General features: G+C 40.3%; 19 protein-coding genes and 3 pseudogenes. 14 read left to right on the top strand and 8 right to left on the bottom strand.

Features of this window, described 5'->3' with window-relative positions; translation table 11 throughout:
- From BTN49_RS09995 to BTN49_RS22560, 6 genes and pseudogenes are all read left to right on the top strand, one after another.
- Positions 1-181: zinc ribbon domain-containing protein (locus BTN49_RS09995; RefSeq protein WP_146679361.1), on the top strand; the 181-nt coding region annotated here is incomplete at its 5' end.
- Between the two features lie 24 nt (positions 182-205).
- Positions 206-1,468: pseudogene (gene terL / locus BTN49_RS09990) on the top strand (phage terminase large subunit); the annotation flags it as partial.
- A gap of 1,065 nt (positions 1,469-2,533) precedes the next feature.
- Positions 2,534-2,896 carry a MarR family winged helix-turn-helix transcriptional regulator gene (locus tag BTN49_RS09980; protein ID WP_097357057.1) on the top strand — a complete coding sequence of 121 codons (363 nt, stop codon included), beginning with the start codon at positions 2,534-2,536 and terminating at the stop codon, positions 2,894-2,896.
- 127 nt (positions 2,897-3,023) lie between these two features.
- The gene (locus BTN49_RS09975) at positions 3,024-4,088 is read left to right on the top strand and encodes a tyrosine-type recombinase/integrase (protein WP_097357056.1); all 1,065 of its coding nucleotides are present in this window, start codon (positions 3,024-3,026) and stop codon (positions 4,086-4,088) included.
- 313 nt (positions 4,089-4,401) lie between these two features.
- Positions 4,402-5,643 (top strand): PEGA domain-containing protein, encoded by a 1,242-nt coding sequence (locus BTN49_RS09970; RefSeq protein ID WP_097357055.1) that lies wholly within the window; start codon positions 4,402-4,404, stop codon positions 5,641-5,643.
- A gap of 150 nt (positions 5,644-5,793) precedes the next feature.
- The gene (locus BTN49_RS22560) at positions 5,794-6,015 is read left to right on the top strand and encodes a DUF6444 domain-containing protein (protein ID WP_423248237.1); all 222 of its coding nucleotides are present in this window, start codon (positions 5,794-5,796) and stop codon (positions 6,013-6,015) included.
- A gap of 575 nt (positions 6,016-6,590) precedes the next feature.
- Here the strand turns inward: BTN49_RS22560 and BTN49_RS22555 are convergent.
- The gene (locus BTN49_RS22555; protein WP_423248236.1) at positions 6,591-6,857 is read right to left on the bottom strand and encodes a hypothetical protein; all 267 of its coding nucleotides are present in this window, start codon (positions 6,855-6,857) and stop codon (positions 6,591-6,593) included.
- Positions 6,858-8,038: 1,181 nt separating this feature from the next.
- On the opposite strand from BTN49_RS22555, the gene BTN49_RS09960 reads away from it, so the two are divergent.
- Together BTN49_RS09960 and BTN49_RS21215 are read left to right on the top strand one after the other, a co-directional pair.
- Entirely contained in the window at positions 8,039-9,172 is a 1,134-nt protein-coding gene (locus BTN49_RS09960) for an acyl-CoA desaturase (protein WP_097357054.1), read from the top strand.
- Between the two features lie 441 nt (positions 9,173-9,613).
- A complete protein-coding gene (locus BTN49_RS21215; protein WP_146679359.1) occupies positions 9,614-9,742 on the top strand; it encodes a DDE-type integrase/transposase/recombinase in 129 nt (42 codons plus the stop codon).
- 338 nt (positions 9,743-10,080) lie between these two features.
- Here BTN49_RS21215 and BTN49_RS09950 read toward each other — a convergent pair whose 3' ends face one another.
- The 5 genes and pseudogenes from BTN49_RS09950 to BTN49_RS09935 all read right to left on the bottom strand — a co-directional run bounded on the left by BTN49_RS09950 (position 10,081) and on the right by BTN49_RS09935 (position 14,139).
- Positions 10,081-10,287, bottom strand: a complete 207-nt coding sequence (locus tag BTN49_RS09950) for a cold-shock protein (RefSeq protein WP_097357052.1) — start codon at positions 10,285-10,287, stop codon at positions 10,081-10,083.
- Between the two features lie 981 nt (positions 10,288-11,268).
- Positions 11,269-11,398: pseudogene (locus BTN49_RS21210) on the bottom strand (IS6 family transposase); the annotation flags it as partial.
- A gap of 288 nt (positions 11,399-11,686) precedes the next feature.
- On the bottom strand, positions 11,687-12,748 hold the full coding sequence (locus tag BTN49_RS09945; RefSeq protein WP_097357051.1) for a succinylglutamate desuccinylase/aspartoacylase family protein: 1,062 nt from the start codon (positions 12,746-12,748) through the stop codon (positions 11,687-11,689).
- Positions 12,726-13,640, bottom strand: coding sequence for a 30S ribosomal protein S6--L-glutamate ligase (gene rimK / locus BTN49_RS09940; protein WP_097357050.1), 915 nt, complete (start codon positions 13,638-13,640; stop codon positions 12,726-12,728). Before rimK ends, BTN49_RS09945 begins: the two co-directional genes overlap by 23 nt.
- Positions 13,641-13,644: 4 nt before the next feature.
- On the bottom strand, positions 13,645-14,139 hold the full coding sequence (locus BTN49_RS09935) for an ATP-dependent zinc protease family protein (protein ID WP_097357062.1): 495 nt from the start codon (positions 14,137-14,139) through the stop codon (positions 13,645-13,647).
- A gap of 1,710 nt (positions 14,140-15,849) precedes the next feature.
- On the opposite strand from BTN49_RS09935, the gene BTN49_RS18295 reads away from it, so the two are divergent.
- From BTN49_RS18295 to BTN49_RS09905, 6 genes and pseudogenes are all read left to right on the top strand, one after another.
- Positions 15,850-16,035: a TniB family NTP-binding protein gene (locus BTN49_RS18295; protein WP_223823813.1), complete on the top strand. Its 186-nt coding sequence runs from the start codon at positions 15,850-15,852 to the stop codon at positions 16,033-16,035.
- Entirely contained in the window at positions 16,028-16,282 is a 255-nt protein-coding gene (locus tag BTN49_RS18290; protein ID WP_223823817.1) for a hypothetical protein, read from the top strand. The genes BTN49_RS18295 and BTN49_RS18290 overlap by 8 nt, the downstream gene beginning before the upstream one ends.
- Before the next feature lie 163 nt (positions 16,283-16,445).
- Complete coding sequence (locus BTN49_RS09925; protein ID WP_097357049.1) at positions 16,446-16,649, top strand: hypothetical protein; 204 nt, start codon at positions 16,446-16,448, stop codon at positions 16,647-16,649.
- 458 nt (positions 16,650-17,107) lie between these two features.
- Positions 17,108-18,091 (top strand): annotated as a pseudogene (locus BTN49_RS22550) (IS256 family transposase); the annotation flags it as partial.
- A gap of 368 nt (positions 18,092-18,459) precedes the next feature.
- Entirely contained in the window at positions 18,460-20,046 is a 1,587-nt protein-coding gene (locus BTN49_RS09910) for an HlyD family secretion protein (protein WP_097357046.1), read from the top strand.
- Positions 20,043-21,551, top strand: a complete 1,509-nt coding sequence (locus BTN49_RS09905) for a glycosyltransferase (RefSeq protein WP_097357045.1) — start codon at positions 20,043-20,045, stop codon at positions 21,549-21,551. Before BTN49_RS09910 ends, BTN49_RS09905 begins: the two co-directional genes overlap by 4 nt.
- 792 nt (positions 21,552-22,343) lie before the next feature.
- Here BTN49_RS09905 and modB read toward each other — a convergent pair.
- The gene (modB, locus tag BTN49_RS09900) at positions 22,344-23,033 is read right to left on the bottom strand and encodes a molybdate ABC transporter permease subunit (protein ID WP_097357044.1); all 690 of its coding nucleotides are present in this window, start codon (positions 23,031-23,033) and stop codon (positions 22,344-22,346) included.
- 23 nt (positions 23,034-23,056) lie between these two features.
- Entirely contained in the window at positions 23,057-23,896 is an 840-nt protein-coding gene (gene modA / locus BTN49_RS09895) for a molybdate ABC transporter substrate-binding protein (protein ID WP_097357043.1), read from the bottom strand.
- Positions 23,897-24,074: the final 178 nt, after the last annotated feature.

Below are 24,074 nucleotides of genomic sequence, written 5' to 3'. Positions count from 1 at the left end.
CCAAACTTGCTCGTGCTGTGGCGTTATTCCGTCCAGTAGTCCGAAAGGTAGGTCAGGCTTGCGAATAAGAGAATGGACATGTTCTGAGTGCGGAGCAGAACACGACCGCGATATTAACGCGGCAATGAACATTCTCGCGGCGGGACATCGCCGTCTAGCTGTAGGAATCCCCGTGCTTTAGCTCGGGGAGGATGTCAAGGGGCAACTAACAGGCTCCCGCGCAGATGTCATAATAGCGGACGACATTGAGGTGCTAAATAATTCAGCCACACAAGATGCACGGGATAAGCTCTCGAAACTCGTGAAGGAGTTTGATGCTATTTTAAAGCCACTTGAAAGTTCGCGTATCATCTATCTAGGGACGCAACAGACTGAAATGTCCGTGTATAACATCATCGCTGAGCGTGGTTATGAAGTACGAATCTGGCCTGCCTTATATCCCACGGCAAAACAACGAGATGCCTATATCTTTGAGGGCAAATCACGTTTGGCTCCCTTAATACAAAGTAGAGCAGAAGGAGCGGAAGGAGCAGCCCTGATTGGGCATAGCACAGACCCCTCTCGTTTCACCGATGAGGATTTAAAGGAGCGACGTAGGTCTTACGGCAAGGGTGGTTTTGCCTTGCAGTTCATGCTTGACACAGCTCTCAGTGATGCGGATAAGTACCCGCTGAAACTTAGCGACTTAATTGTGTTAAACATTGCTCGAGAGAAAGCCCCTACGTCCTACGATTGGTGCAATGACCCTGTTAGACGCATCACAGAGCTACAGGCACTAGGCTTGGCTAGTGACCACTACTACCGCCCCCTATTTCAGGCTGAGACCGTGAGCGCGTTTACAGGGCGTCTACTGAGCATAGACCCTTCAGGACGCGGTAAGGATGAGATGGCTTATAATGTCACCTACTTCCTTAATGGTTATATCTTCCTAGTGGAATCTGAGGGGATACTGGAAGGCTACGCCCCGCAGAACTTAACGAGAATTGCAGAGGCAGCAAAGACGCATAAGGTAAATAAGATTTTCTACGAATCTAATTTTGGTGATGGTATGTTCGGACAATTATTACGACCTTTCGTTAACCGTATTTACCCTTGCTCTATCGAAGAGGTAAGGCACCACGTTCAGAAAGAACGCCGTATTATTGATACGCTAGAACCAGTCATGATGCAGCATAAGTTATTGGTTGACTACAAGCTTATCGAAAGAGACGCGCAGAATATAGCTGCAAAATTATCTTACTCGCTCTTTTACCAAATGGCGCGTGTAACAATGGATAAAGGAGCTTTAAAACATGATGATAGGCTGGATTGTCTAGCAATAGCCGTGAATTACTGGACGCGCCAAATGGATGCAGATGCACATGCAATAGAAGATGCAGCACGCGCAGAGCTTTTGGATAAAGAGCTGGAAGACTTCATTGCGTATGCAGGCGGTTACCAGAATCCGAGTAGGAACTGGCTCAGTTGAGGAGCGACTTCACGTCACTGGGAGTCCTGAACATTTCACTTAGAAAAATCTGTGAGGTCTTTTTACAGATAACGGTCGCAGGATTTCCCCCGTGGGGGGTGGGAGCAGGCAGTCTCACCGAAGGATTCATTAACCTTCTGATTCTAAAGGAATTCTCGGGGAACCAGTGCGCTCTACTTTGTGTTATGCGTTACAATTTTCTACAAGTTAACCTCGAATTACCAGCCAAATAACTGCATAAGCTATTGATTTCAAAAGTATTTAATAGGAAATACATGTAACAGGTGTTCGGAATGGGATTCCCAATTTAGTCACGCCTGTTTGCCCAGATTTTTTCGCTCTCACGCGTGTCTATATGAGTCTGCCTTTTTCTTCCAGTGCTACCTCCAGAAATACCTGCAGAGACACACAGAGCAAAACCCAAGGTGCCTAGAATAAACAACTTTTTGGGGCGGTCTCCCTCCTCGTATTTTTCTATGAGGGTGTTACTTATAGTTTACTGTGGCTCCTTAAATATATTTTTATATATATGAAACAATAAGATATCTACGGAATAAGAGGATATAGAAAAATAAAGCAAATAAAAGCTTGTCAGATTTGAGGTGTAACTGCATTATATAACTCATATGCACAAGAGGACATCGTGAAGCAATTTTAAACAGGAGAAGTCTGCCACACAATCTCAGCTCTTTAACAATTTGGTATGTAAAAGAAACCACTTCTTACACTCAGAGAGTCGAGGTGAGCTGTGGTGGCTAATGGTTATAGTAAAGTTTTAACAATGAGGTCTTGTAGAGACCTCAGCAATAAAACCTTATTAAAACAAATAGCTATAATAATAGCATTACTTGAAAAGTCTATATACAAGTAATACTTGCCAGCATCACTACTTGAAGTTAAATTAAGCACCTTTACAACCTGTATCACTGATACACATATTTTGAGGTCACTTAATGCTTAAGCATTTTCAACTATCACTTAGATGTAACACTCAAACCAACTGTAAATCTGTAAGCAGCACCCTAACTCCCGATGTTGTGAAAGAAAGAGTTCGGTATTAGAGACATGAATGTGAATGGAAAAGTTAGTAAATCTATTGTACGTTTTCGTCGACAAGTGGAAATATTCCGTAAAGAAGTACATCACGATATGCACATACTTCAAATGCTTACTTTCTTAGAAGTCGTTAACAACGACAAACATACAGTGAACGGGAAGTACATAGAGAAATTACTATCAATTGGACAAACCTCAGCAAGTAGACACTGTCGGCGTTTGTTACAAAAAGAGAAAGGGGGTTTTTTCGGGCTATGTGTCTTTACTTATGGTCCCAAAGATGCGCTTAGTAAGTATCTGGAATTAACAGATGAAGGGAAGCGTCTCGCTGTTGCACTCCGCCCTCTTTTCCTAGAAAAAACTATCTACTAAGGGTTCAGTTGGGATGGTTGTTGTTGCTACACCTGTATCAGGCTTAACTGCATATGTAGGTTACACACACTAACGTAAACAGCCACACGCTTGGAGGAATAAATAAATAAACATAGATGAGGTGAAAGTGAACACATTAGAACAACAAGAGAAGATTTATAACATTCGTGTACGTATGCGAGGTACATCCTACCAAGCAGACGTTAAAATAGAGGGAAAGCATAAACAAGTAAGTAGCAAGACTCACGGTGATGCTGTAAAAAAAGCGTTACATTTGCTAGCTGTCTCACTTGAGTCTCCCATCAAAGCTGCTGTGAGAGCGTCTACGCGTTCAGAAAGAGCAGGTACGCTGGGAGCTGGTTATAAACGAGCGTGTGTGCGCACATGGAATTCGGACATACAGAAGGACTGGAAGTCGAGCAGGAAGCGGGCGGAGGAAATACTAGATTTTTTTGGTTGGCATATAGCACCCTCCGAAATAACCGCTGTTAAATTATGTACCTACGCAGATTACCAGATGGATATTTTAGGGCGTGCTGGGAGTACGATTAATAAGAGTCTTAGCAAACTCCGTGTCGTTCTTAAACACTGTGTGTCTCTGGGACACTGTCAGTACATTCCGTTGTTTCCTTGGTGCAAAATAGATAAGGGGCGCACACGGTTCTTTTCTTTAGAGGAAGAACGGATGATTGTGAACTGGTTCCAAGTGAATAAGAGAGCCTTAATCGCGGATTTTGTCATCGTTGCAATAGACACTGGATGTAGAACTGGGGAACTACAGAAACTGGAGTGGCGCGATGTGATGGAAGATTGTTCACATATAACGCTCAGAGACACGAAGAATGGGCAAACACGGCGAGTTCCTCTGCTTAAACGTTCGGCTGACATTATGCGTGAACGAAAAGAAAGAGGTCTACACATGCCGTTTGAAGGACTTTCGGGAGCCAAACTTACAAAGAACTGGAAGAAGATGAGAACGGCTCTAGGCTACAAAGATGATCCAGAGTTCATACCACACGTAATGCGTCATACATGTGCAACACGTCTGGCTATGAATAACACACCCGAGTTAAAAATGATGCTCTGGCTGGGTCACTCAACGCCTTCTATGGTTAAACGTTACGCTCATCTGAATGTCAATCATTTAGCGGATGCCGTGACTTCACTGGAGGGTTATTTAGCTACAGCATAATGTTAAAACATTGGGTTGTTACACGTTTTTGTTACATGTTACATATTTATATTATCTAATTGATTTTCTTCATATTATTAAGAATTTGGGTTATTAATGCCCAACTCCTTATGCAGTCGATAGTTTATTTCAAACGATCAGATCGCTACTTGGGCATTTAGTTCATTTCTTATGCGCAGCTCAGGTTAACCTATAACAACAGATATAAAATAATTAGTAACATTTAGAAGGTAAAATAAGATTTACGTGTTAGTCTGTCCGATTAGTACAACGCTTTAACCTATTGAAATTATCAGAATTAAGCAAGGGAGATATGAAAAGTAATCGCATCACCGCGCTGGCTTTCGCGTTATCACAAATACTTCTTAGTAGTCATATGCTTGCCAATGAAACCAATATCGTGACAAATGATCTTGTCGTTGCGTTGGAACAGAAGCTTGCAAATAAAAGAGGGGAAATTGTGCGACACGCTGAAAACCTTCAAACTCAAATAGACACACTAGAGACTTTATTGACTGAACGAGAGTCACTAGCTGGTAAAGCAATTGAATTAGAAAAGAATCGAGCATTGGCACAAGAACGTCTAGATGAAGAGTTCCGTCGACTAATTGAGAATCCTGACACTGACCTCAATCAATTTAGAGACGCCTACCAAGCAACTTGGACTTTAGTAAAAGAAAATCAACAATCAACACTTCAAAATACCAAAACTGTCTCTGAACAGCAGCGGATTATCACAAGAGAAAACCGCCAAAAGCAGTTATTAGTCAGCACACTGGCAAATTTGCAAGAAGCAAAGAAAGAAGCACGGGTTAAGCGCCTCCGTCAAGAACTGACGGTCTCAGATTCCATTGAAGTGGTTCATACCATAACGTGCAGTTCATTGATGACATTGGCAGCTTGTGCCAACCAAGGTAAAACCTTAACTATGCAAGAGACGGTTAATATGTTTCAATCACACATGCTAGATAAGGTGACAGAATCTACCACAGCAAAGCTTAATTCAGACCGTGTGTCATTCAACATTAACGTGATGAACAGTAATGTGATTAACAGCGGATTCAGTGGCGATAACCTCTACGTCACGCGTATACAAGCAGAAATGAAGAGTCATCCTGATGAAAATGCAGCATGTAAACTACTCAACTTTGCAGAGCAATACTGTGTTGAGGATTCATTTACAACGGCAAAAACTGTACCAAAACAGCGAGTAAAACGTTGGATTAACATGAGCATCCGTTCTAACCGTTATGATGACAATGTCACTATTGACGGTGTGACCTATGGTTCAACCCCTGTGGGAATCATGCTTCCAGCTGGTCGACATCAGTTAACCGTAGAAAAAGTAGGTTTTGAACCGTATAGCCGTCAGATATTCATGAATAAAGATTCTGTAATTTGGGCTAACCTGATAAAACAGGAGAACCGTCTAAAACTAGGAAAAGGATTTACTGACAAACCCTCTAATAATCGACAAGCTGCAAAAATGGTTGTGATCGGCGGAGGTAAATATCACGTTGATTTTGAAGCTAAACAACCAGTGCTTATAAAGTAACCTTTCTCTATTGTAGTCGTTCACCAGTCCCCCATTGAGAATCAATAAGTGATGATAATCTCACGATCGACAATTTCCTATTAAGTGATCTTCTCAGCCTACTAAACTGGCTTCATGAAAAAGAAGCATTTTGAAAATTAACCACCCACGATGGAACAATTAGGCTCCGATCAAGCCAATGCACTTACCCGTAAACTACAGAACAAGCTTCGGGAGTACGAAGATAGGTTGTCTGCTAATTTACGGAACTCATCACGATCTCCGCCGTCAGACTCCCCCGCAGAGAGGAACGAGAGAAAAAAGATCAACACCCTCCGCAGCCGAAATCAGATAGGCGCCCACTTGGCCATGAGGGATAAAAAAGACCAGTAAGCGATCTCAAAGAAACCGATTCGATTGTGTGTTGTCAGCTAGATACCTGCTGCACTCAATGCGGTGAGAAGATTGTTCCGAACACGGAGCCTACCCAGGGTCATCAACTCTTTGAGTTACCAAAAGCATCGTTGGATATTACTGAATATCAGTTATTCCATGGTCAGTGCCAGCACTGTAACCATACCGTCAGAGCCAGTTTGCCCGATGACGCCCCATCAGGTCAGTTAGATCCTCGGCTGCTTAGCCACCTTGCCGTTATATCTAGCCAGTATCATCTGAGTATCCGCAAAAGACAGCACCTTTTTATGGATCAATGCGGGATAAACAGTGCCGAGCGATAGTGGTAACCGACAAATGTGGTAGTTATAACTGACTGGATCCTACGCGATACCACTTCTATTGGGCACATGTCACTTGTAATTTACAACAAATGGTGGAATACAGCGGTAGAGGTGTAACCTCTCATATTGGCAAACGTCTTATTCTGCTCTGCCATGCGGTATTCCAACTTTAGCACCGCTATGAGCAAGAAAAAATCATCGCCCTCGAATGATGACGATGAATATATCGTCCTAGACGAAACCCTTCATCTTGGCTAAGAAAAGGCGAACATGTCCCAACATCTCGGTATGCCAGAAGGCATGGCCTATATCTTGAAGCACAAATAGGGACTCTGGGTTTTCCTTCACCATGAAGATGTACCGTTGACCAATAAGGAAGCTGAGCGGTGTATTCTGGGCAGCGTTATCATGTAGAAAATCTGCTTCGGGACTAACTCTTACCGAGGAGAACAGTTCTGTTCGTGGTGAAAACCTGTAAGAAACATGGGCCGTCTGCATTGGATATCATTAGCAATGGAGTATCATCAGTGATCCGCAAGCAAGCCTATCCCAACGTGTTTAATCTCATAAACATCGAGTCAAACCACCTCTGCTGAACGCTTACAACTCCAAGAGTTGATGACCCTGGGTAGGCTCCGTGTTCGGAACAATCTTCTCACCGCATTGAGTGCAGCAGGTATCTAGCTGACAACACACAATCGAATCGGTTTCTTTGAGATCGCTTACTGGTCTTTTATATCCCTCATAGTTAGGCTGAGCACCCACCCGATTTCGGCTGCGAGGGTATTGAGTTTTTTTCGCGCGTCTCTCGCTGCGGGGGAGTCTGACGGCGGAGATCGTGATGAGTTCCGTTAACTAACCTGAGTTGCGCATAAGAAATGAACTCAATGCCAAATCAGGCTTTTTACACGAAGCATAACCTATTGAATACATGACCCATATCACCACGTACTGGAAAATGAAGAGATAACACCCGCTATTCCACCTCTAAGCAACGCGGAATACTGAGAGGAAGGGTATCCTATAAATGAAGCAGTAAAAGAGTTAAAATAAGACAAATTGGTGGACTGGAAAAAGTACAGGGGTTATCACAAATGCTCATTAGCAGAGACAGCAATGTTTTGCTATAAACAGTTACTAAGCCATAAACTCACTCTTCGTGATTACACTGTTTAAGTTTATGAAGCACTAGTAAATGTGAAATCAATGAACAAAGTTATAAAACTCGATATTTCTATTCGCCAGCAGATAAATTAATACTATAAAATAGATTGTAATCAGTGCGTTATATCCATAATTTAATAAAAAACACCATGGCAGAATACCGTTCATGGGTTACACTACACATGGAGAAGTGATTACAATGGATGGCAAGATCTTATGTAGCTTCTTTAATAAAAATAACCGCCATAGTACTATTCATATGATTAGTGGTTATATGAGTATCAGTCAGCTGCTATTGTGAAAAATGAAAACGAATAAAAAAGGCAAGGAAATTACTGCCATTCCTGCCTTAATGAGAAATGCTTATTAAAATTGTATGAGTTTAACTTTCCTTGGATAATTCGTACGAATTAGTTTCATTAAATTATGCCAAACTATTAACAGGCTTCTTGACCAGTCTCGAAGAGTTTCTTATTCTAACGTATGTGCGTATATGTAGGATCTTGATATTTAAAATGGAATCAAATCAAAAACAAAAGCCACCAATAATTTGGATAAACGTCTTGGTATTTACCATCACGTTTGCGGTCGCCGCAATCGGTACACCATTCTGGGCTTGGTATCACGGGTTCGACTGGGCTCAATTTACCATGTTAGTGGCTGGGTTTACTTTTGGCGGAATGTCCATCACCGCAGGTTACCATAGACTTTGGTCACACAAAACTTACGAAGCACATCCCGTGCTTAAGCTTACTTTTGCACTCGGAGGTGCATACAGTCTGCAAAACAGCATTCTTCACTGGTCATCAGACCATCGTATGCATCATCGACATGTAGACAAGAATGACGTTGACCCTTACTCCGCAAAACTAGGTTTTTGGTACTCTCATATTGGCTGGATATTAAGAGAATATCAAAAACAGCGCTATTATGATTACAGCAACTGTCGTGATCTGAAAAAAGATAAAATTGTTATTTTACAGCATAAGTATTATCTGCCATTAGCACTTATTACCAATTTGCTTATACCCGTTATATTTGGTCTTATTCACGGTGATCTGTGGGGTTCGATAATCCTTATCGGTTTTACACGCTTGGTACTTAACCACCACACCACCTTTTTCATCAATTCATTAGCACACATGTGGGGTAACCAACCTTACACTGAGAAAAATACAGCGCGTGACAATGGCGTTCTCGCTTTACTTACCTTTGGCGAGGGTTACCATAATTTCCACCATATTTTTGAAAACGATTACCGTAATGGTATTTATTGGTGGCAGTTTGACCCTACAAAATGGCTAATAAAATCAGTAAGCATGATCGGTTTAACCCAGAAACTCCGTATCACACAACCGGACCGTATTGAAAAAGTTCGTGCCACAATGGTACTGAAAAACATCAAAATACGCCTGAATGAAATACCCAATGCATCGCACCGTTTACAAATTCTGGAACAAGAGTACGATGCATTAGTACTACGTATGAGTGATTATTATGGTGCGAAGAAACACTTAATCGATTTAACAAAACAAAACTTGCTAAAAAAGTACGAAGCTGTAATCCTCATTCAACAGTTAAAAATTCTTAAAGAAAATTTCCAACGACAAGAAAGAAACTGGCGTGCCTTAACTACAAACTATGTATAACGATCACAAATGTAAAATAAGTCGGGGAAAATATGCAATTAAAAGTAATGGATCTACATATTAGATCCATTTGGAGGAATGATTATAATCAAACGGTCAGTCTGCTTATTTCAGGTTCCTAGTCATTTATTCAATAGATTTCTCTGCTTTTGTTGCAAAGTTGAGGGAGTGGATCTACCTGTTGTTGGTAATCCAACATTTCCAAGAAGCATTAACCCTATAGCACTTTATTTTAACGACAAACAATATCTGGACACACGGATCTTTCAAGTTGTCCACTACGATATCTCCTATCAACTTAGCTATCTGGACATCGAGGAAATATTCAAAAACCGAGGATTGGGCATGGATCACGCAACTATCCACCGATGGATTCTGGAATATGCTTTTCAGTTGAAGCTTACTTTCAGGAAAAAACGTGTTGTAGTGACGTCTTGATGAATGGATAAGAGCTACGTGAAAATCAAGAGTGTACGGTATTACCTGTACCGAGCTGTCGATAATCACGAAGACATTGTAAATTTATGTATCTCTGAAACAAACAAGAAGTCAAAATTATTTGGAATATAGCACTTCATTTCTCGACTGATAGTGGAATGAGTACAACCGAAATCTTCAGGAAATCTGGCTAAAAGAATCACCATCAGCCAATCATTACTCAATATAAAATCAGTTATTATCATTTACTTGTTTATGAGCCATGCACATATCCAAATTAGAAGAGAATGCGGAGAGTGTACTTTAGTCTAGTTAACTCTCCGAGAGGTTATGTATTTCACCTGACTGAGGGAGTGATGAATACTCATTCGGATGTCCTACTATTGCAACCAAACCAAGGCTAGAATGCGTTAGAAAAGAAAAAAGGATGTCATGAGGCATCCTTTTGAATCTTCTACTGAGAGGAAGGATTAGGTCTTTTCTACATTTGCAGCTTGTGGACCCTTCTGGCCTTGCTCAATTTCAAATGATACTTGTTGACCCTCAGCTAGTGTTTTAAATCCATCGCCAGTGATAGCACGGAAGTGAACGAAAACGTCAGGGCCACTTTCTTGCTGAATGAAACCAAAACCTTTTTCTTCGTTAAACCACTTCACGGTACCAGTAGATCTAGACATGTTATCTCCTGAATATATTACTATTTATACCCGTCTTACTTGAAGTTGTGGCACTATTGACTGCGTCCTATCTACCCAATAACATAGGCTGCCTATGTTCACGGATTTTGTTCACTTGTCGTTTAGCAGCAACCCCGATTACGTTGGGTATTTATATTTGCGTATAGCCAAATTAATGAATCACTTATGTTAGCAAATCTAACGAATATCTTCAGGACAACTTACTCTTTCGAAGATAGCGTGTGACTAATTATGTATTCAATTGCAGCATTATGAACTCTATTAACCAGACCGAACGACTGTACAACAGAGGCTCATCGACATATAAATATATAAATCAAAAAGCGCCTCTGAGTGAGGTTATGCGTACTGTATCATCATGCAGTGAAACTCACGGAATTACGATACTACGCACTTTTTAAAAGTAGTCTCATTTCAGAGAAAAGAAAGTGATACATATCTAGGTTTTAAGAATGAAGTATATAATTACATTAATAATCAAATATTTAGAATGCTGTCATTGCAATAATACTATGAGTAAGAAAAACTAAAATTTGACAAGCAAGTGAACTTATGAATAATTGAGTTCTCACACATAAACTTAAGTCTGTTATGAATCACACAAAACCCTTTACCAACATCTGATCCAAGAGCATCGGAACCAGATTTATCAGTCTTGTTGCAATATCATTTCCTATACCAAAACAACTTGTTGGTACTCAATTTTAGAGTACATAAGTGCATTCAGTTCGGAGAAAATTCTCATAGGAATAATCAATCTATTTTACGTAAATTTAACGACAGAATGAGTGAAATGATGCCCTCAAGTGGAGTACATTTACAGTTTTGTCGCAAAGTTTGAAAAGAGGTGGAATCGACTTTCTACGGACATACTTATGCTTACCCGTAAATAAAATGGCTTCCAGACAGGCATTTTCCCGCTTTTTCAATCTGGCCTTTCCTAGGTATCTACCACAAAGCAACACTGGCTATCGTGGCCTCGGCACCCTCAAACGGATCTCCATCCTAGGCACTGGTGCATCTTCCATTTTACCGGAAAATAGCTCTGCTCCACGATGTTATTCAGGTATTTTAGTTCGATGCTCTCTATTTAACCTGAGCTGTGCTCAAGAAATGAACTAAATGCCTAAATCGAGATCTAATCGTTTAAAAAAACTATTGACTACATAAGGACTTTGGTATGAATAACTTAACCTCATGATCTGCATAATCGTTTGATTATCAAACCTAGTCATCTTGGTGATCAGCTCGAAAAAGACGCGCTTATACAGACAAGTGGTTATCTAGATTGACCATCACAACTTAAATCAGTATTATTAATACAATTGATTATCATATAAGAGTCAGCGCCTAAAAAATCACTAATCTCACATATTAATTAAATAGTGCCTATACCGAATCTAATTTCGTTACCTTCATCATCAACCACTTCATCCAAATAGTTTTCGACTAGACGTTCTACCAAGTTATCCGGTTCTTCGAAGTAAGCAATGTGGAAAATAGCATCTCCTTCATTAACTAACGGTAAAGTTTGTTGACCAATAATAATCCCACCTTGCGGTGCATAAGTCTGGATCTCCTCACTTCCGGAAGGGTTACTAATCGACGCAAGCACTTGACCCTTGCTAACTCGTTGACCCAATGATACGTGTGAACGTAAAATTCCGTCTGTTTCTGCACGAACCCATCGGGTGGCACGAGCGATAACAGGTTCTACCGTCGATCTACGTTTGCTCTGTCGAATCATACCAAGGTGACGCATAACACGCTTCACACCCTTTACTCCAGCCGTAATCGCATACGGTTCAAACCGCAGCGCTTCGCCCGCTTCATATGTGATAACTGGGATGCCAATACTCTCCGCTTCTGAACGCAACGATCCTTCACGTAGTGCAGCATCAATTACCACTGGGGTACCAAATGCGATTGCCATCTCGTTTGTTTCTGCATTAGAAAGATTTGCGCGTATTTGTGGTAAATTAGCGCGATAAATAGCGGCTGTGTGCAGATCGATAATATGGGTACATCGGCGAACAATTTGTTCGGAGATCTGATAAGCCATCCGACCTGCAATGGATCCCCGTTCTGAACCAGGAAAACAACGGTTTAAATCACGACGGTCAGGTAGATAGCGAGATTTGTGTATAAACCCGAAGACATTAACAACTGGTATTGCGATTATTGTTCCTATCAGAGTGATTGGATTAATGCGTCCGAGTATCTGACGAACCACCTCAACACCATTAAGTTCATCACCATGAATAGCTGCATTAATCATTAACACTGGACCAGGTTTCTTCCCATGAATCACTTCCGCTATTACTGACAGCGGAGAATGTGTATAAAGCTTGGCGATTTCAAAATCAACGCTTGCACACTGACCTGGTGAGATCGTAACCCCTCCAATGTGGAAACTTTTATTTTTGTGCATTTTTGACACGTATCCTTGTCTTCAAAGAGGAGACTATTTTCTCGATATGATTAATAATGAGACCCGCAACGTCTTTACCAGTAGCGGTCTCAATTCCTTCAAGACCAGGTGATGAATTAACCTCCATTACCAACGGCCCGCGCTCAGAGCGCAATAAGTCTACACCAGCCACGTGAAGACCCATAGCTTTAGCTGCCGCAACTGCCGTTTTACGTTCTGTTGGCATAATACGAATCAGCGATGCACTACCACCAAGGTGCAAGTTAGAACGAAACTCACCAGGCAATGCTTGCCGTTTCATCGCAGCAATCACTTTATCGCCAATGACGAAACATCTGATATCCGTGCCACTCGCTTCTTTAATATACTCTTGTACCATGATATGTGCTTTCAGACCCATAAATGCCTCAATCACACTTTCAGAAGCTTTACGCGTCTCGGCTAAAACTACTCCAATACCTTGTGTACCTTCCAGTAGTTTTATTACTACTGGCGCTCCACCTACCATACTCAGGAGATCCTTAATATCTCCCGGTTTGCTTGCAAAACCTGTGACCGGCATTCCAATATTTTTACGAGAAAGAAGTTGAAGTGAACGAAGTTTATCTCGTGAGCGTGAGATCGCCACCGAATCGTTCACTGTGTATACACCCATCATCTCGAATTGGCGTAACACCGCACAACCATAAAATGTTACAGAGGCACCGATACGCGGAATAATGGCATCGAACTCAACCAAATCTTCACCCTTTAAATGAATCGAAGGTTGGGTAGAATTGATGTTCATATAACAACGTAATACATCGATAATTTTATATTCGTGGCCACGATGTTCACATTCTTCCATCAGCCTGCGAGTAGAGTAGAGATTCCTACTACGGGATAAAATTCCAATTCTCATAAAATTAACCTTGTAGCACCTGAAGGATGAAAGATGCTTTTGGATCAACAATCAGTCGACCTTCCATTGCTGTACGTCCCATCAACATTCTAAATTGCATGTTATCTCTGGCTGTCAGTGTTATTTCAATCGTGTAGCATAGATTGCCAACTGAAAGTTGTGTCTCAATGACATATCGATAAGTTTCATGCCCTCCAGAATCACGCACAGTACGCATATCAAATACTTTAGCGTGACACTCATGCTTAGTAATGGTGTTATCTTGCTTCGGGTGAATCATGAATTTCACCCATTTTTCTCCATCTTTATTGTATTCTTCAATACCGAAAGTATGCAGACATGATGTTCTTGCCCCTGTATCTACTTTTGCTTTTATTGCTTGGATATTCAGCTCTGGTAAGCCTACCCATTCACGCCAACCAACCAAAATCATTGACTTAGCAGGAAGTAGATCAGAATGCTCAGTACGCGATGCACGAGATATGTGGTTGTCAGTCATCATTGTCAATGTTCCAGATAAAAGATTGTGAATAAATGGAGTGGTAGCATCCATCATTAACACATACTCGTGGAAACAATAGCCTCCTTGCAAGGGAGATACGATCATAGTTCTAACAGTTGATTGAATAATCAACATGATCTTGTACACATTCTAAGTGCTATTCTACGGATCCAGTTCCATATCCACGGTGTCGCATGAAAGAGCGTGAAGGTATAGCCTTGCGGAAGTTACAACAAGTCATTCTTCTTGGTTGTAACCATAAAAAAAGGTTCATAGGCATTATCAAATTATTTTTGCAATGAATATCAATGTCCTCGATTAGAGGATTTCCAGATTTCATCAGTTATTATCTGTGAATGTTGTATTGAGTCTCATCACTATACCTTCATCGTTTGATTGTAGTGTCTTAACTCCATATCAAGATTCAAAATTACCCCTCTCACATAACGTGGGGCATTATTGACTGTGTATCTTCCTCAGATGCCTGCGCCCTCATACTAGGCGGTATATGCTGTCATGCATCCAATAGATTAGTCTTCGTGTAAGATCCTTATCTTTCAAAGATATCATTGTAACTACCGTTGATGTTAAATGTTATTTTTATCAGTAAACTAGTGCTGTTCAAAATATGGAATTGGCACTGATCCGTACCAAGATTACCATTGCCAATTATGCGACAAAATCTTCTAAGGTTGGATATATTTACACAACGTGTCAGGCAAGGATAAAAGCTGAAATTGTTGCGCTTGCTATTCACAATGTGTGTGTATCCGTCTGAAAGAACTCAAACCTTAGTGCCTAACAACACTCCTCTTGACGTGTAAAAAGTGGTGCTTATTTGCAAAGTGAATGAGCAATGTTCTTTCATTGGTAACAAGAACGATCCGTGTTAGTTCAGGTATGCTTGGGAGCCAGGATTGAAAACGGTTATTACTCACGCTTTAGATGCTTCGTAGCCACAAGACATTCAATCATCCTTCAAAACGCTTATCCAGATTCAAAATGCCTTTTGAGTGTACTGATACTTTAAGTCTCTACGATAGACTTCTCGAGAACAAGAATATTTTAGACCTGAATCTAGATAATAACTGAGACACCTATGGTTTTGCGTAGAAGGGTGTTGTTGATCTTCTCTATATAAAACCGATTTAACAATAAAACGGTAGCCATATTAACATAAATGCCAGTGACACTCGGCTGACGTAATTCCTTTTAAATTTATCATGTCTATTTGAAATAGAACGATATTGTTCAATCCCCCCAAAGGGGTCTCCTCCTAAATGACGATACCGATAATAAAGACAAGTCTATACCACTTTTATCGATATCTCCTCCATAACTTCCTTTAGCAATGACGGTATTCCCCCCTTCAAGTTTTACATCCTTCTCTGAAAGATGTGCTGTCAAAACCCTTGTCAGCAACGATCATATTCACTTCTACAAGGTGGTCTACAAGACTTCCTGCATGAACAACGTCATGCCACTTCATTTAAAGCCCCTTGCTTTGTGATGACACCAACAGCTAAACATCTTACCGATGACATGATGTATGTCTAAGTAACCGAGTTAATCGTTGTTATTTTTGAGACGTCTGGTGTAGATAAATCGGAATCGTGGTGAAAATACAAACGAAGCAACAATAACGTGTGAATTATCACTTAAAGCCCTAGCCGTTCACGCCTAATAGAAAACTTATATAAACTAGCAATGGAGCTAGGCATGGATGATACGCCGTGCCGCAAAGGCCAACTATCTCGCGGTATCCGAAATCATCTAATTGGAAGTACAGCTTGGGTGTTTATTGATGAAGCGGATCACCTTGACTATCCAACAGTAGAAGAGCTAAGAATTCTACAAGAAGAAACAGGCGTTAGTTATAGTGTTGGTGGGTAACAACAAGGTTTACATACAGCTTACAGGTGATCGCCGTAATGAAGATTTTGCGCGCTTGTTATCTGGCATTGCCAAGAAGCGTGGTACCCACAAAACCAAACAGGTTTACGTTCGCACCCTTGCCGATGCATGGCACGTAAATGTCGAATCTAACCACATACTAATGCTACAAATTAGTGAACTCTCAGGTGGCATTAAATTACTAAGCAAAACACTCAAACTGATGATGATATTTACCAAAGGGTAAACTATTAACGAGCAAGTGCTACGCAAAGAATTTACTGAATTATAAACCAACTCTTAAGGTGAGACATAATTTTTAAAGCGAAGCAAATGACTTAGGTCTTAAACTCATACTCACCATAGCTTATTGTTGTGTCGGTTAAGGATTTCTAATAAGTGAGAACTAAATGAAAACCATTCGTGAAAAATACATAAAACTTTTAGAAGCGCAACGTCAGCACTTAGAGAAGAAAGTAGAAGTAGTTAAAGATGATTTATTCACTATTGAAACTGCCATTGAAGATCTAGATATACTAGGCTTCACTGAAGTTGAGGTTACCGAAAAAGACAGCGCTTTTACATTCAATATAGTGGAGAAAAACAATGACTAATCAAAGCCAACTACAAGACGGTTTTCGATTTAACGGCCAAGGCCATCAAGTACCTGTAAGCTAAATTAAAGAGATTGATTTGCGGCGGGATGACGTAGTTGTCGACATAATGAAAAAAGCCATTACGACACAAAGCTATTAAGGAGGTTTTTATTATGTTTGATGAATACACACCACTAATGAAAGTAGGTTTATTACAACGCTGCTTAGCGAATGGTAAAGCCAGACTAGATGCTGAACTATCCTTGCAGAAAGGGTGTCCCCACTACCAAAAGTGTTGGCCTCAAGACACCTTATTCTGGTCGCTATGCAGGAGAATTCCCGATGTATTGCAGAGTTGGTGCAAAGCTTGTCAGTTAGAATTTAAGAACGCCAAACGCAAATCTGCTTAGGAGAAGTAAAAGGACATGACTTAAACCCCACCACATATAGTTTCTGGGAGGAAATTACTAGGTAAAAGAACAGGAAGCGAGATCAAATTAAACAACATACTGGTACTGCCCTATCTCAAACAAACCAAAAACATAGAAGAGCTTATCCCTTGGCTCTATCTGCGGGAGATCTCCACGAGTGATATACAATCAGCCCTAGAATCTCTCTTAGGTAAGCACGCCAATGGGTTGTTCGCAAACAGTGTTTATCGACTCAAGCAACAAGGGGAAGCAAAATACGACCAGTGGCGTAAGCGCGACCTAAATAAACGGCAGTATCTCTACATTTGGGTTGATGGTGTTTACTGCAAAGTTCGGATGGATGACAAGTTTTACCTGCTTGTTGTTATCAGCGTCGATGATGCAGCCCGCAAGGATATGCTAGCCGTTATCGATGGGTACAGGGAGTTAGAGATCAGTTGGCCTGAAGTTTTGTCACAGCTAACGTCCCCAAGTATCAGTATCGCTCATGAACTCGCCATTGGTGATGGCGCTTTCAGTTTTTGGAATGCAGTGACACATCATTAGCTAACGATACGTCATCAGCACTGATGAGTACACAAAACGGTCAATGTATTAAACAACGTCCCAAAATCTGTTTAACCAAGAATGAAAGAACCGCTTCATGATATCTGGATGGCAGTGACATAAAAAGAGGCACAGTAAGCCTTCGGACAGTTCGAAATACGACATGGTGCTAAATATCCCAAAGTAGCGGAGTACCTGACCAAATACAAAGTAGAAATGCTGATATTTTATGATTTCTCCGCCGTGCACTGGACACATATTCGAACGACAAACCCCATTGAATCAATGTTTGTAACGGTGAGGCTAAGAATGAACAAAACCAAGAATTGTGAAAATCGGAAAACGACACAGGCCATAGCCTGTAAACTAATGCGAATAGCTGAGGTTAACTAGCGTAGCCTGAGAGGCTTTAAATTACTCTATGATATCATCAAATGCGTAAAATTTAGAGATGGCATTCGTGAAATAAATATCAATCATTAGGATACTTATCTGAAAGCTGTAATCTAGATTTAACCATAGCTCGTTTATATTTTCGCTCGCAAATAAATTAAGACGGTAAAGAAGATTGGGATCAATGCGTTATGGGCATACTTTGAATCAATAACTCCACTTTGTTATGCAAATATCCTCCCGTTATTTTCAATAAAATTGAATTAGAGGTTGATAGTAAAGTGTCACACTCCAGACTTAAATTCAGGAATAACTTTGTTCGAAATATAAAGTTCACGCTTACCCCTGATTTATATACTAACCTAATATAGTTATAAATAGAGTATAGGCTGAGACAGTGTATCATTGACGTAATATTATGCCCTAGATGTCAGATAGAGTGCGACATTGAGGCAAGCATGGGAGTATTAGCAATCAACAACGGTTCGATTCATACGTTTCAATCTCGTTCCGGTGCTAGAAAATTTCCTCGGATTGAATTCCCTGCATTAGTTGAAATTGACGGTATAATGTACCCCACCAATGAATGGAGTGTGGGTGGCTTTTCACTCCTTGATGGTAAGTATCAGAGTAAAAAAGGCCACAAAAACAGTGGGAACTTGTGCTTTGAGCTCCCCGTTGGTCGATTTTCCACACCAGTTATGTTTGAAGTGATGCGAGTCAGTGAAAGTAGTTGCGCACTTGGTTGCAAATTTGACTCCATCAATTCCGGTCACCAAAAGACGTTACAATCAATCGTTGATACCTACCTCACAGGCGAAACTATTTCCCTTGAAAGTGTAACCTCGTATGGCGTAAAGGCGCAGCTGCATGAAGAAGAAGTAAATCGTATGCAACAAAACTGGTGGCGCTTCACCATTGTCGCTGTGTGTTCAGTATCACTCATTATTCTTGCTGCACTGATGGTAAAATCCCGTATTCTATCAATCAATTCTGTACATGCAGCAGTCAGTCAACCCTTACTTACATTACGCAGTTACAGTAATGGTGTTTTAAGACTTGAAGATGTAAAACCGGGACAACTGGTGAGAAAGGGACAACTTATTTTTACCGTCTACACGGAAGAATCCACGGACCTTCTCGCACAAAACAAACAACTTTTAAGCAGTATCAACAGTGAAATACTATACTACCAGAACTTACTGCGTCAAAGCAAGGAAGCGGTTGCCAGTTATAACTCTAGCCTATTTAAAGAATTAAAAATTCTGTCAAAAAAACGGGAGTTACTTAATAAAGAGGTAACAACACGTCAGCGTGTATTATCTTGGTATTCAACAGGGGTAAATAAAGGAACTGTCGATATTGTAACACGGGAAAATCAGAGACTTGAAGTGCTTAAGCTTAAACGAGCTCGATTAAATATCGATTCAAAAATGGAGTTGATTAAAAATCAACTCGACCAAATCTCACTCGGAGTAGCTCCTCGTGAAGCACAAGTCGATATAAAATCCACTTTTGAGACACAAAGTAAACTCAATATTCTAACAAAAAAAAGAAATACGACACTAGAAGAAATCGAACGCTTAAAAGGTCGCGGTTTAGCCATTTCACCTTGCAATTGTTATATCGTTGCTATCAATGCCTCTGATGGGCAAATAGTGCAATCTGGCTCTTCCATTTATGAACTTTCTCCTGTCTCCAACGAAAATCGTACTGAGCGATCTATTCTTGCCTTGATGCCGCTTGAACGCTCAGAGCTGCTAAAAATTGGCATGCCAGTTCAGTATAGATTAGCCAGTTATGACGAGGAAATGATCGGTATCATTGAAGGTCTTCAATTCTATAGTTCAGCTAACAGTGACATCTACAACAAGGAAGGTGAATCACTCAGCGGTTTGCCTAAAACATTGCCTCGCATGCAGCAATATATGCTGATAAAAATTACGCCTGATGAAGAGGATAAGAACTCTATCGTAAATGAACCCGTCATTGTAGTTGCTACAATAGGATGGGGAGATGTATTTAGGTACTGGTTTAGCCTATGAATGTAAAAGATCTAGTAGTCAAAAACTTCCACAGGGATGATCCACTTCACATTACTCTGTTATGGTGGTTGTTATTTTTTACACTGTTGCTTTGTCTATGGGCATTTTATACTACTCTTCCCAGCTCTGATCTTAATTATGAAACAGTATACGTAATTGGTATTATCGGTTTATGGCGGTACAGTTGGAAATTTATTCATCTCATCAGAGGCTTGTATTACCAATACATTCGCTACCCTATACTCTCGAGTTTGGCAGAACTTAGCCATAAACCCAGTGAAATATTATTAGTCATTCCCTGTTACCAAACCACACCTGAAGTTAGCGCCCCCGTCTTCAAAGCACTCATCGATGAGATTGGTAATTTTGGTGTCGCATGCCGTGTCGTGGCCTGTATTACGGATGAAGCTGATTTAAACATCATCGAGGTACAATTCAATAAATTACAGCAACAGGTTCCTGTCAGCCTCTTCATTATCGATCAAGATGGCAGTGGTAAACGAAACACAATGGCGGATGCTTTAACTTTGCTTGCCGATGATCGTCCAGTTTCCAAGGACAGTATTCTCATTCTAATGGATGGTGACACCATATTGCCTCTGGGTATTCTAACAAAAGTGTCAGGTTTCCTAATGCGCTATCATGATCTCGGTGCTCTCACCGTCCACAACAAGCCAGTTGTCAAAGGAAATTCGTTAACACGACAATGGTATCGTCAGCGCATGAGTCAGCGCCATTTTTATATGAGTTCACTTAGTTTAACTTACCGTGTTTTAGTGTTAACAGGCCGTTTTTCTGCATTCCGAGCTTCTCTCGCTCTGTCACCTGATTTCATTGAAAGCCTTCGTAAGGATACGATAACACACTGGCGCTATGGACGAATTTTAATGCTTACTGGAGATGATAAGAGTACGTGGTTTTACATACTGAAAGAACAGTGGAAAATGCTATATCTTCCTAACATATCAGTAACATGCTTGGAAGATACACCATCTGGTAGCTTTATTAGCACTAGCATATCCTTAATGACGCGTTGGTATGGAAACATGTTGCGTAGCAACATTCGTGCTATCCAACTTGGGCCGAAGAAAGCAGGGTGGTTTTTGTGGTTATGTTTAATTGATCAACGTATCAGCATGTGGACAACCCTCATTGGTCCATCTTTAGCGTTGGTCGTTACAACCTATTTAGGTGTCAAGGTAGTAATCGCATATATCTTTTGGGTGGTATTAACTCGGAGTCTAAATGTAGGTCTAATTGCAGTACAATCTGGACAGTTCCACCCCATTTTTGTGGTATTACTGTGGTACGAACAGTTTATAGGTTCATTGGTAAAGATGTATTTGTTTTTTCATCCCAATATCCAACGTTGGACGCGTCAAAATATTGATATAAAAAATAAGGATCGCTCAGTTAGTCATGAAATCAAGCGTTGGCTCCCCCACATTGAAACTATCGCAGCCTTCAGTTCACTATTGATTTTTGTCTTGTGGCTTTATAGTTAATACTATCCATTCTCATACAATGTGATTTTTGCATATTACCCTACTTTTATTGCTCATTTTTTGTTGGAATGTTAAAATAATGAGTCCTTTAATCAGTGCACATTACCAATAACCTATGAGGAACTTCCTGTAGAGATAAGGGACTTTGTTGAAGTACTTATTTACTAAAATAACTTGAAGGTTATGTATGCGATAGCTTGATTATGATTTAAAGCTAATACTCACAGTCAATGAATGTACCGACCACTTCATCGTATATTTCCGTTGATTTTTAGTACCTAATTATTTTCCGATTGAGTCGTTTCAAGCGTGTACGTAGGGTAATTTTTTCCTCTCAAGGCGTTGCCTATATAGCATGCAACAATGTATTTATTCTCGGGAAGAGATATCTTACACATTAAAATCGTCCGTGCACTAAACTACCACATTGGATGTTGGTAACAGGTTGAAAAGTAATTGAATAAAGTTCTAATACTCGGTATGGCTGTTCAACAAAAGACAAATGAAGACTGTAAAAAAGATTGGGATCAGTGCATTATAGGCCTGATTTAATCAACAACTCCCTTATTTAGTAGAAAATGTCTTTATACTAATTAAATAATATCATTTAGTTTCAACTTTAGATGATAAATTAGAAATAAATTACGTCAATTTGGTATAACTAGTATGTATGTGAACCATACGAAAATAGGTATTTCATACGAAGAAAAACCTATTGAATACAATACGAGGGGATATTTATTATTGATAGATAAGGAGATATTTATAGGCTTAATTAAAAATGCGGTACGATCATTTCATACCCATTTTTTTCATTCGACAACTCAACCATTCAGACCCAAATAGTGAAACTAACGATATCATAATAGATATTACACACAAGCGTGCCACACTTTCTTCCGCATTCGGAGTTTCAAGAAAAGAGAACATGGCCAAAGGGATGGTTTGGGTTTCACTAGGAATATTTGAAACGAATGTAATCGTCGCCCCGAACTCCCCTAGGCTACGTGCAAATGCCAGAACCACCCCAGATAATATACCAGGATAAATCGACGGTAGAGTTATCGAAAAGAAGACCCGCCATGGAGACGCACCCAATATACGCGCTGCATCTTCTAGTTCCCTATCTACCAATTCAATCGACAATCTAATAGCATGCACCAGTAGTGGAAATGCCACTACGGAAGATGCCAATGCTGCACCTTTCCAACTAAACGAGAATGATACACCAAAATTATCATACAACCATTGTCCAACGATCCCACGACGCCCCATTACGACTAAAAGCAGGTAACCAGTTACCACTGGAGGTAATACGAGTGGCAAATGAATAAAACCATTAAGCAAGGACTTCCCCACAAATTTCTTCCGCGCAAGAAACCATGCTAACACAATACCAATGGGTAAACTTACGGTTACCGAAACAAGCGCTATTTTTAAGCTGAGTATCAAAGCTTGCCATTCAATAGGAGTTAAGAACATGGGTTATATTTTTTCTCTTATATTTATTCCAGACATAAACTTTTCTGAGAAGATTCGTGTTGTAAAAAAGTTTGGTTCTTTATCCCAATCAAGATAAAACCATTTCCAGTCAAAACGCTGTTTGCATAAGTAGAAGTAAGATATTCAAAAAAAGCAACAGTAGATTCAGAGGCATTACATGTTATGGCTTTATGGAATATAATGGGAGTATGGGTGCCATCAGGGATTACAGCTACTACTTCAACAAAAGATGATGCGAGTGCATCTGATCGGTAAACAATACCAAGAGGTGCTTCACCACGTTCCACTAGCGCCAATGTCGCACGAACACTATTCGAGAATGCCAATTTATTTTTCAAGGCGTTCCATAGATTGAGCGATACCAACGCTTCTTTTGTATAAATTCCTGAGGGTACGTGGCGAGGGTCGCCAATAGCCAACCGTCTTTGTCCAATGACCTTTAACATATTATCAGGAGTCAATCTAAATGGTAATGATTGACGATTATCTGCCACAACAACCAACGAATTTTCTACCCATGGAGTGAGTGTCGATACATTGATTACACCCTGCTTGACGGCATAATCCATCCATTTCTCATGCGCTGAAATGAAAATATCTGCGGGTGCACCATAAGCAAGTTGTCTGGCTAAAGCCGAAGAGGAAGCATAAGAAAGTAAAATCACATGACCTGTTTCGTCTTGATAGGTTTGGACAATTTTGTTTAAGGCGGTTGCCATAGAAGAAGCAGCAAAAACCAACACTTTGTCTCTGGAGTGTTTTTCATCGGTATAACCTTCAGTCGAGAATAAAGGGAAGATGCTGATTAATGTTCTGATAAATTGATAAAAAGTGCGTAGCATACGACCCCTAATAGAACTTAGGCAAAAAGGGTTATAACACCAATAAATAACAAACTTTATTAAATCACGTTTCTATCAATGTGCTTGATGGTCATAAAATCAACAAATTATAGCACTCTATTTAATACCAACATATCCTAACATCTTGGTTCAACTAAAGGTATTCAATACCTACGAA

The sequence above is a fragment of the Candidatus Enterovibrio escicola genome (genome assembly GCF_002464935.1).
Taxonomy (GTDB): Bacteria; Pseudomonadota; Gammaproteobacteria; order Enterobacterales; family Vibrionaceae; genus Enterovibrio; species Enterovibrio escicola.
This window is presented reverse-complemented; position numbering and strand designations above follow the sequence as displayed.

Coding starts and splice junctions, on each gene's coding strand:
- BTN49_RS09910 (WP_097357046.1), top strand. CDS start 18,460: ATGGGAGTATTAGCAATCAACAACGGTTCGATTCATACGTTTCAATCT.
- rimK (WP_097357050.1), bottom strand. CDS start 13,640: ATGAGAATTGGAATTTTATCCCGTAGTAGGAATCTCTACTCTACTCGC.
- BTN49_RS09970 (WP_097357055.1), top strand. CDS start 4,402: ATGAAAAGTAATCGCATCACCGCGCTGGCTTTCGCGTTATCACAAATA.
- BTN49_RS21215 (WP_146679359.1), top strand. CDS start 9,614: ATGGATAAGAGCTACGTGAAAATCAAGAGTGTACGGTATTACCTGTAC.
- modA (WP_097357043.1), bottom strand. CDS start 23,896: ATGCTACGCACTTTTTATCAATTTATCAGAACATTAATCAGCATCTTC.
- BTN49_RS09905 (WP_097357045.1), top strand. CDS start 20,043: ATGAATGTAAAAGATCTAGTAGTCAAAAACTTCCACAGGGATGATCCA.
- BTN49_RS18295 (WP_223823813.1), top strand. CDS start 15,850: ATGGAGCTAGGCATGGATGATACGCCGTGCCGCAAAGGCCAACTATCT.
- BTN49_RS22560 (WP_423248237.1), top strand. CDS start 5,794: ATGGAACAATTAGGCTCCGATCAAGCCAATGCACTTACCCGTAAACTA.
- BTN49_RS09925 (WP_097357049.1), top strand. CDS start 16,446: ATGAAAACCATTCGTGAAAAATACATAAAACTTTTAGAAGCGCAACGT.
- BTN49_RS22555 (WP_423248236.1), bottom strand. CDS start 6,857: ATGCAGACGGCCCATGTTTCTTACAGGTTTTCACCACGAACAGAACTG.
- BTN49_RS09935 (WP_097357062.1), bottom strand. CDS start 14,139: ATGACTGACAACCACATATCTCGTGCATCGCGTACTGAGCATTCTGAT.
- BTN49_RS09980 (WP_097357057.1), top strand. CDS start 2,534: ATGAATGTGAATGGAAAAGTTAGTAAATCTATTGTACGTTTTCGTCGA.
- BTN49_RS09950 (WP_097357052.1), bottom strand. CDS start 10,287: ATGTCTAGATCTACTGGTACCGTGAAGTGGTTTAACGAAGAAAAAGGT.
- BTN49_RS09960 (WP_097357054.1), top strand. CDS start 8,039: ATGGAATCAAATCAAAAACAAAAGCCACCAATAATTTGGATAAACGTC.
- modB (WP_097357044.1), bottom strand. CDS start 23,033: ATGTTCTTAACTCCTATTGAATGGCAAGCTTTGATACTCAGCTTAAAA.